The sequence below is a fragment of the Mesorhizobium sp. genome (genome assembly GCF_004962925.1).
Classification (GTDB): domain Bacteria; phylum Pseudomonadota; class Alphaproteobacteria; order Rhizobiales; family Rhizobiaceae; genus Mesorhizobium.
The window spans coordinates 2,419-10,530 of sequence record NZ_SUEO01000168.1 but is presented as its reverse complement, the minus strand read 5'-3'; the positions used below and the strand labels follow the sequence as shown (position 1 = coordinate 10,530).

Here is an 8,112-nt window from a genome sequence, read left to right as displayed (position 1 = left end):
CATCGGGGCACCTTCTCCCCGTGAACGGGGAGAAGGAAAGGAGGCCGCGCTCAGCCATCGGCGCCTCCTTTCGCTTCGGCGATACGGCCAGCGGCGCGATCTGCGGCCAAAGCCTGCGCGGTCAGCACCAGCAGCATGATAGCGATCAGCGCCATTGCCAGCGCCGCGCCGAAGGGCCAGTCATTGGCGGTCAGGAACTGGTCGTAGACGAGATTGCCGATCATCTGGAAGCGGCCGCCGCCGAGCAACGCCGGGGTAACGAAATTGCCGATCGAGAGCACGAAGACGAAGACCGCACCGGCGGCAATGCCGGGCACCGTCAGCGGCAGTATGACCCGGCGAAATGTTGTCACGGCCGAAGCGCCGAGATCGCGCGAGGCCTCGGCGAGCTCCGGATTGAGCCGCGACAGCGGCGCGTAGCAGGCCAGGATGACGAAGGGCAAATAATTGTAGACCAGGCCGGCGATGACGGCGCCTTCAGTGTAGAGCATGGACGGCGGCTCGCCGGTGTAGCCGAACCAGCGCAAGAGCTGGGTGATCAGGCCTTCGCGGTTGAGCAGCACGATCCAGGCATAGGTGCGGATCAGGTAGTTGGACCAGAAAGGCAGCACGGCGAAGAACAGGAACACTGGCTGCCACCGGCGTGGTGTTGCCGCGATCGCGTAGGCGGCGGCATAGCCGATCACCACCGCGATCAGCGTTGCCGTGCCGGCGATGCGTGCCGAATTGAGGAAGATGCCGGCATAGAGCGGGTCGAACACCAGCCCGAAATTCTCCAGCGTGAAGGTGTATTCGATGCCGCCATAGATGCCGCGCCGGAAGAAGGCGAGCGCCAGCACCAGCGCGCATGGCACCACCATCAAGGCGGTGAGCCAGGCCAGCGCCGGCGCCATCAGCAAGGAGGAGCGAAATCTGGTTTGGGACACGATCGCGATACCGCACTCAGCGGCCGGCGGCGGAAGCCGCCGTCGACCGCGCTCTCTGACTTTGATGCCGGCTACTGCGCGGCCTTGATCTCGCTGACGATCTTCGAATAGTCGCGCTGGGCATCGCCGACGTCACGCAACTGCTCGAACTTGACCAGCTCGGCCACCGGCATGCCCATATTGGGGAATTTGGCGAGGAAATCGGCCGGCAGGCTTTCCATAGCCGGCTTATTCGGCACCTTGTAGTCGATGTTCTGGGCTGCCCAGGCGTGGTTCTTGGCATCCAGCATGAAGTTGATGAACTGGAAGGCGGCGTCCTTGTTGGCCGAAGCCTTCATCACCACCATCGTGTCGACCCACAGGTCCGAGCCCTCTTTGGGGATGACGTATTTGATCTCAGGCTTCTCGGCGATGCCGTAGTTGCACCAGCCATCCCATGCCTGCACCATCAGCGCCTCGCCCGAGACCAGCTTGGAATAGAAGGTGGTGTCGTCATAGGCGAGCAAGGTCTTCTTGGCCGAGATCAGCAGGTCCTTGACGTCGGCGAGCTTGGCCGGATCGGTCTCGTTGACCGAATAGCCCTTGGCGAGCTGGCCGGCGGCAAGCAGCCAGCGGTCGGTCGCCAGCATGGTGGTCTTGCCCTTGAGCGCATCGGATGGGGCGAGAAGATCGTTCCAGCTCGCCGGCTCAGTCTTGACCAGATCCGAACGGTAGCAGAGGCCGGTGGTGCCCCAGGTGTAAGGGACGGAGAAATTGTTGCCGGCGTCGTGCGGCAGCTTCGCCGCCTCGGGATAAAGATTGGCGAGGTTGGGGATCTTGGCGTGGTCGATCGTCTCGATCAGGCCGAGCTTGTTCAGCACTTCGGCGAAGGGCGAGGAGACGAAGACCACGTCATAGCCCTTGCCGCCCGAAGCGACGAGCTTGCCCATGATCTCCTCATTGGTGGCGTGAACCACGACCTCGCCGGAAACGCCGGTCGCGGTCTTGAAGGCGGCCATGGCATCCGGCGCCATGTAGCCGTCCCAGTTGGAAATGACGAGGTCGGCGGCGGCCGCCGGCGCCGACAGCGCCAGAGCGAGGCCAAGCGCGATCGAAGATATCTTTAACGGATGGCGCAGGCGGGTTGAGGCGGTCATGACAGACTCCCATTCTGGTTGATCGTCGAATTCAATCAATCGTCGGACCAGCGCTTGCGACCATGCCGCCGCTTCGATCCTGTTCCCCGGTCTTTTTATTGCCGATTGACCTTACAGTACTATTGCAGAAAAAAGTACGTCAATCCATAATTTGGAAAATCGCTGCGAAACCTGGCCGGTTGTGTCTACAAGGGCGATCGGTCAAACCGCAGCGGTCAAGCCGTTCATGAGAAATCGCCATGCAAGCCGCCGCCAGACGACCGCGCACCAACCATCTCGATCTCGCTCAGCGCATTCTGGATGTGGCCCGGCAGCGCGGCTTCGAAGCTGGCGCTCATCTCCCGGAACAGCAGATCGCGTCTCTCTGCAACGTTTCGCGGACCCCGGTGCGGGCGGCGCTGCGGCTGCTCACCGAAAAAGGCGTCGTGCGCTGGGAGGCTGAATCGGGTTACCGCCTGGCCGTGGACCTCACCAGCCAGGCGACCCTTGCCACCGATCTGCCTGTTACCGAAGAGGACGAGCTCGCGGAGATGATCCTGCGCGATCGGTCGGCGCGCCGGCTGGATCAGACGGTGACCATCGGCGCGCTGATGCGGCGGTATGACGCCGAGCGGAAGACGGTATTAAAAGCGTTAAAGAAACTGACAGATGAGAATCTTCTGGACCGCGCGCCGGGTCAGTCCTGGCTGTTCAGGCGGGCGCCCGACGATCCGGAGGCACAAGGGGAAAGCTACGAGTTTCGCCTTCTGCTCGAACCTGCCGCCATTCTGGCGCCTGGCTTTCGGCTGGACGGGACCCGCGCGGCGGCATTACGCCAGGCCATGGAGGCGCTGCTGACGCTGCCCGATGCCGCATTCGATAGCAAAGAGTTCCAGCGGCTGGACATCGACTTTCACGGCCTAATCGCCGATGGCGCCGCCAACCGGTTCGTCACCGACGCGCTGTCCGACCATCTCAGGCTGCGCCGACTGCCGGGGACCTATGCCGGCGTCAACGTCTTCCGGCTGAAGCAATCGCTGCGCGAACACCTGACCATACTCGACCAATTGGAAAGCCGGCAGTATGAGGTTGCGGCCGACCTGCTTCGCGTCCACTTGCGGCTTTCCCGCAGCCAGCGGCCGCAGGCGGCCAGTCGCGGGGCCCCCGCATTGTTCGGCATGATCAGCCGGCCGGCTTGACGAGGACCATAGTGACGCGCAAAGCCAGCCCGACCATCGCGCTGTTTCCCGAAGCGAGCTTTGGCGCGGCGCTCAATTGCGTCGGTATCGCGCAGGCGTTGCGCTCAAGGGGCGCCCGGCCGGTGTTCATCTGCCACGCCGGCTTCTCCGGCGTGTTTGCCGACTATGGTTTTCAGGAATACCAGTTGCCGACCGACGAGCCGCTGACCGACAGCGAACGCCAGAGCTACTGGCAGGCTTTCGTGCGCCGGCATCTGCCGCATTTCAGGCTGAGCCCGATCGATCAGCTCGAAACCTATGTCGCCCCGACCTGGGAAGCGATCGTCGATACTGCGGTCAATGCCGAGGCGCCGCTGCGCCAATTGCTGGCGCGGCTGAAGCCGGACGCCGTCGTGCTCGACAATGTCATCATGTTTCCGGCGCTGGCCGCCGCCGGCTGCCCATGGGTGCGCGTGATATCCTGCGCCGAAACTGAGCTTCCGGACGCCGATGTACCACCCTATCTGTCCGGTCTCGCCGCCGACGACCCGAGCCGCGCGGCCTTCGAGGCGCGCTACCTGGCAGCGGTCGCTCCGGCCCATGACCGCTTCAACCGGCTTCGGGCGGATGCCGGTCTTGCGCCCTTGCCGAAGGGTCTTTTTCTAGAAGCTTCGCCCGACCTCAATTTACTGCTGACTCCAACGATCGTCCGCAGGCAGCGGGCCGAGCCGCTCGACCCGGCCCGCTTCGTCTATCTCGAAGGCTGCGTCCGTTCGGAAGGGCCGTTCGACGTGCCGGTCTTTCCGCGCAATGACGGGCCGCTGGTCTATCTCAGCTTCGGCAGCCTGGGCGCCATGGATGTCGGGCTGATCGAGCGCATGCTCACTGTGTTCGACCGGCTTCCGGCCCGCTTCATCGTCAATGCCGGCGGTTTGCGCGACACCTACCGCGCGGTTCCGGACAATGTCTATCTCGATGCCTGGTTTCCGCAGCCATCGGTCGTTGCGAAATCCGACCTCTTCATCCATCACGGCGGCAACAACAGCTTTTGCGAAGCGCTGCGTTTCGGCGTGCCGTCGCTGATCATGCCCTATTGCTGGGACGGGCACGACAATGCGCAACGTGCCGAGGAAACCGGCGTCGGCCGCCACCTCAGCCGCGATGGCTGGAGCGACGATGAGCTGGAAAACGCCATCCTTGGCCTAATGGCCGACGGCGAAATGCGCTTTCGTCTCAAGGAGAATGCGGCCACCATGGCACGGGCGCCGGGAACGGACGCCGCCGCCGAAGCCATTCTCGCCCTTGTAAGGACGTGACCTGATGCTCAAGACCACAACAACGGATGCACCGCAAATGAGCCCAACGGAGGATCCGAAGAGATGGCTGGAGCAGCAGGGGATCAGGGAAGTCGAGTGCCTGGTGCCGGATGTGAACGGCGTGTTGCGCGGCAAGACCTTGCCGACGGCCAAGTTCCTGAAGTCGCTCGAGGACCGGGCGCTTTATCTGCCGAGCAGCGCCTTCCTGGTCTGCATTGACGGCCGCTATTCCGGTTCCAACGACGAGGGCTTCGGCTATCAGGACCCCGACATGCGGATGGTGCCGGACGTTGCGACGCTCTGCCTTGCGCCCGGTGCCGGAGCGGGCAAAGCCTATGTCTTTGCCGATGCGTTTCACATGGACGACCGGCCGTGGATGGCCTCGCCGCGTCATGTCCTAAGGGCCGTGCTCGACCTCTATCGCCAGCGCGGATGGCGGGCGGTGGTCGCGCCGGAGCTCGAATTCTTCCTGACCGCGCCCAATCCAGATCCCGATCGGCCGTTGAGCGCACCGGTCGGGCGCAATGGCCGCTCCGAAACTGTGCAGCATCCCTATGACATGGCGGCGCTGGAGGAGTTCGAGCCGGTGATCCAGCGACTCTACGACTACGCCGCAAAGGCCGGGCTGCCGCTCGACACGCTGATCCATGAATCGGGCACGGCGCAGCTCGAGATCAATTTCCTGCATGGCGACGCGCTGCCGCTGGCCGACAAGGTGCTGCTGTTCAAGCGGATGACGCGCCAGGCCGCACAGGAATTCGGCATGCATGCGACCTTCATGGCCAAGCCGATCGCAGCACAAGCCGGCAGCTCCATGCATCTCCACATGTCGATCATCGACGATGCCGGGAATACGTTGTTTGCCGGGCGCGACGATGCCGACACCGAGATGTTCGGGCATTTCATCGGCGGTTTGCAGAAATACATTCCCGAGGTGATGCCGCTGTTTGCGCCGAACGTGAATTCGTTCCGCCGTATTCGGCCGAACCACAGCGCACCCGCCAACATCGAGTGGTCGCATGACAACCGCTCCTGCGGCCTGCGTGTGCCGGCCGGCGGGCGCGCCGCGCGGCGGGTGGAAAACCGGCTGCCCGGCGCCGACGCCAATCCCTATCTGGCGATGGCCGGCTCGCTGCTCTGCGGCTATCTCGGCGTCGAGGAAAAGCTCTCGCGTTCGCCAGAGGCATCGGGCAACGCCTATCGCAGCAAGAGCACGCTGCCGAAAACCATGGAAGAGGCGCTCGACCGTTTCGCCGCGTGCAGTCCGGTTCGGGAGTTGCTCGGCGAGGATTTCTTCCAGACCTATCTGCGCGTCAAGAGCGTCGAGCTCGACCTGTTCCAGAGCGTCGTCACGAGCTGGGAACGCGATCATCTGCTGCTCAAGGTGTGATGATGGGCTTCAATTCCGGCCTGGATATCGGCAAGTCCTACTATGTCGCGACGGCCAATCCGGCTCCGGATCATCCGGCGCTGCAGGGCGATTTCGACGCCGATCTGGTGGTGGTCGGCGGCGGCTGCACCGGCCTGTCCGCAGCCCTTCATGCCGCCGAGCGCGGGCTAAAGGTCGTGCTGCTCGAAGGCGGCAAGATCGGCTGGGGAGCGTCGGGGCGAAATGGCGGCCAGATCATCCCCGGCCTGCGCAAGGGCGCCAAGGGATTGGTCAAGCTCTATGGGCCGGAACGGGCGCGGGCGCTTTTCGATCTCGCCTTCGAGGCACGCGGGCTGGTGCTCGACCTGATCGAGCGTCACGCCATCGATTGCGACCTCCGGCTCACCGGTCATCTGGCCGGTGCGGTCAACGCCTCCGACCTGCGCGACCTCGAAGAAGAGGCAGAATGCCTTGCCACCGTGATGAATTTTTATGACATCGAGATGCTGTCGGCGGCGCAGGCGCGTGGAATGGTGAACACGCCCTATCACGGCGCGATGTATGAAAAGCTCGGTGGCCATATGCATCCACTGAACTACACGCTGGGTCTTGCCCGCGCCGCCGCTGCTGCGGGCGTCGCGATCCATGAGAACTCGGTGGCGCTGCGGCTGGAGCGGCAACCTTCCATCCGGGTTTCGACGGCCAAGGGCTCGGTCCGGGCCAAGCATGTCGTGCTGGCGGGCGACGCGCTGCTCCAGGGGCTCGAACCGCGCGTCAACAGCCGCATCATGCCGGTTGGCAACTACATCATCGCGACCGAGCCGTTGGAGGACACGAGCGACGTCATCCCAAGCAATGTGGCCGTTTCCGACACGCGCTTCGTGGTCAACTACTACCGGCTGTCGGCGGATGGGCGCCTGCTGTTCGGCGGCGGCGAGCGCTACACACCGTCGCCGCCCGCCGACATTGCCGGCTTCGTGCGGCCGCATATGGAAAACACCTTTCCGCAATTGCGCGGCCGCCGCATCGACCATGCCTGGGGCGGGCTGGTTTCCGTGACGACATCGCGCCTGCCGGATGTCGGCCACTATGGCGAGGTCTATTTTGCACATGGCTATTCCGGCAAGGGCGTGATCCTGTCGACGCTGTCGGGAAAGCTGCTCGCCGAGGCGATCACCGGCGAGGCGTCGCGGCTCGATCTGTTTTCGACGCTGAGGCCAATACCGTTTCCCGGTGGCACGGCGCTGCGCGGTCCGCTCTATGTGCTCGGCATGCTCTGGTACGCCATGCGCGACCGCATCAAGCATTGAGCGAAAGCGAGCGAGCCGTAGCAGGGCCGGGGGAAACGTAGAAGAGGAAGCTGCATCGATGGTCGAAGCCTACATCTGCGACTACATCCGCACGCCGATCGGACGCTTTGGTGGGCAGTTGGCGTCGGTCCGCGCCGACGATCTTGGCGCGATCCCCCTGAGGGCATTGGTCGAGCGCAACCCCGGCATCGACTGGGCCGATATCGACGACGTCGTCTATGGCTGTGCCAACCAGGCCGGCGAGGACAATCGCAATGTGGCGCGCATGGCGCTGCTGCTCGCCGGACTGCCCAAGGAAGTTTCCGGCTCGACCGTCAATCGCCTCTGCGGTTCGGGTATGGATGCGGTGGTCATCGCCGCGCGCGCCATCAAGGCGGGCGAGGCGGAGCTGATGATAGCCGGCGGCGTCGAATCGATGAGCCGCGCGCCCTTCGTCATGCCCAAGGCGGAGACGGCGTTTTCGCGCAATGCCGAGATCTACGACACCACCATCGGCTGGCGTTTCGTCAATCCGCTGATGAAGAAGCAGTACGGCGTCGATTCGATGCCGGAGACCGGTGAGAACGTTGCTGAGGAGTACACCATCTCGCGCGCCGACCAGGACGCGTTTGCCGTGCGCAGCCAGGACAAGGCGGTGGCCGCGCAGGCCAATGGCCGGCTGGCGAAGGAGATCACTCCCGTGACGATCCCGCAGCGCAAGGGCGACCCGGTCATCGTCTCGAAGGACGAGCATCCGCGTGCCGGTACGACGATCGAGGCGCTGGCGAAACTGCCGACGCCGTTCCGGCAAGGCGGCACGGTCACAGCCGGCAACGCGTCGGGCGTCAACGATGGTGCAGCTGCGCTGATCGTCGCCTCGGAAGCCGCGGTGAAGAAATACGGCCTGACGCCGATCGCC

The 8,112-nt window shown here is 64.1% G+C and carries 7 protein-coding genes; 5 read left to right on the top strand and 2 right to left on the bottom strand.

Annotated elements, in window-relative coordinates:
• Positions 1-50: 50 nt before the first annotated feature.
• Positions 51-893 (bottom strand): ABC transporter permease, encoded by an 843-nt coding sequence (locus E5W87_RS26200; RefSeq protein ID WP_292404286.1) that lies wholly within the window; start codon positions 891-893, stop codon positions 51-53.
• 104 nt (positions 894-997) lie between these two features.
• Entirely contained in the window at positions 998-2,062 is a 1,065-nt protein-coding gene (locus tag E5W87_RS26195) for a spermidine/putrescine ABC transporter substrate-binding protein (RefSeq protein ID WP_292404272.1), read from the bottom strand.
• 239 nt (positions 2,063-2,301) lie between these two features.
• Here E5W87_RS26195 and E5W87_RS26190 point away from each other — a divergent pair, with 239 nt between their 5' ends.
• The 5 genes from E5W87_RS26190 to E5W87_RS26170 form a co-directional block, all read left to right on the top strand.
• Positions 2,302-3,240 (top strand): GntR family transcriptional regulator, encoded by a 939-nt coding sequence (locus E5W87_RS26190; RefSeq protein WP_292404268.1) that lies wholly within the window; start codon positions 2,302-2,304, stop codon positions 3,238-3,240.
• 11 nt (positions 3,241-3,251) lie between these two features.
• Positions 3,252-4,535: a glycosyltransferase gene (locus E5W87_RS26185; protein WP_292404265.1), complete on the top strand. Its 1,284-nt coding sequence runs from the start codon at positions 3,252-3,254 to the stop codon at positions 4,533-4,535.
• Between the two features lie 37 nt (positions 4,536-4,572).
• Positions 4,573-5,925: a glutamine synthetase family protein gene (locus E5W87_RS26180; protein ID WP_292404262.1), complete on the top strand. Its 1,353-nt coding sequence runs from the start codon at positions 4,573-4,575 to the stop codon at positions 5,923-5,925.
• A complete protein-coding gene (locus tag E5W87_RS26175; protein WP_292404259.1) occupies positions 5,925-7,214 on the top strand; it encodes an FAD-binding oxidoreductase in 1,290 nt (429 codons plus the stop codon). The genes E5W87_RS26180 and E5W87_RS26175 overlap by 1 nt, the downstream gene beginning before the upstream one ends.
• A gap of 58 nt (positions 7,215-7,272) precedes the next feature.
• Positions 7,273-8,112, top strand: an 840-nt coding sequence (locus E5W87_RS26170) for an acetyl-CoA C-acyltransferase (protein ID WP_292404257.1), incomplete at its 3' end; no start/stop codon positions are given.

Bases quoted from the DNA above. Each gene is read 5' to 3' on its own strand.
- E5W87_RS26195 (WP_292404272.1), bottom strand. From the start codon at position 2,062: ATGACCGCCTCAACCCGCCTGCGCCATCCGTTAAAGATATCTTCGATC.
- E5W87_RS26190 (WP_292404268.1), top strand. From the start codon at position 2,302: ATGCAAGCCGCCGCCAGACGACCGCGCACCAACCATCTCGATCTCGCT.
- E5W87_RS26175 (WP_292404259.1), top strand. From the start codon at position 5,925: ATGATGGGCTTCAATTCCGGCCTGGATATCGGCAAGTCCTACTATGTC.
- E5W87_RS26180 (WP_292404262.1), top strand. From the start codon at position 4,573: ATGAGCCCAACGGAGGATCCGAAGAGATGGCTGGAGCAGCAGGGGATC.
- E5W87_RS26200 (WP_292404286.1), bottom strand. From the start codon at position 893: ATGGCGCCGGCGCTGGCCTGGCTCACCGCCTTGATGGTGGTGCCATGC.